Origin of the sequence: Bariatricus sp. SGI.161 (assembly GCF_050313695.1) — a bacterium.
Taxonomy (GTDB): Bacteria; Bacillota; Clostridia; order Lachnospirales; family Lachnospiraceae; genus JAFBIX01.
This window is the reverse complement of sequence record NZ_JBNPLX010000107.1, coordinates 1-294: the sequence shown is the minus strand read 5'-3', so window position 1 is coordinate 294 and position 294 is coordinate 1. Positions and strand designations below refer to the sequence as shown.

Here is a 294-nt window from a genome sequence, read left to right as displayed (position 1 = left end):
CGGCGGTGACAGCGATATTGGGATACCCCCTGTTACTGTCATTGACGCTTAAAGCCATGTAAAGTTGGCGGCTCTGCCCTGCGGGTGACAGCGGTGACGGCAGTGACAGTGATTTTAGGATACCCTGCCGCTGTCATCCCTACGGGAGAACACCCCGCAAACGCAAAATGCAGGCGTGGGATTCACCCGCCCTTTTCGGGCGTGTAAAATCACCCCTGCGGTCAGAAAAATCTCTCCGATTTTTCCGACTGCGTTTACAGGGTGTAACACACTACACTTTGCCCTGCAAAGAGC

Annotated in this window: 1 protein-coding gene; it reads right to left on the bottom strand. The window is 54.4% G+C overall.

Going from position 1 to position 294, the window contains the following annotated elements:
• Window positions 1-114: 114 nt before the first annotated feature.
• Window positions 115-294: hypothetical protein (locus ACQRBH_RS17405; protein WP_427762717.1), on the bottom strand; the 180-nt coding region annotated here is incomplete at its 5' end.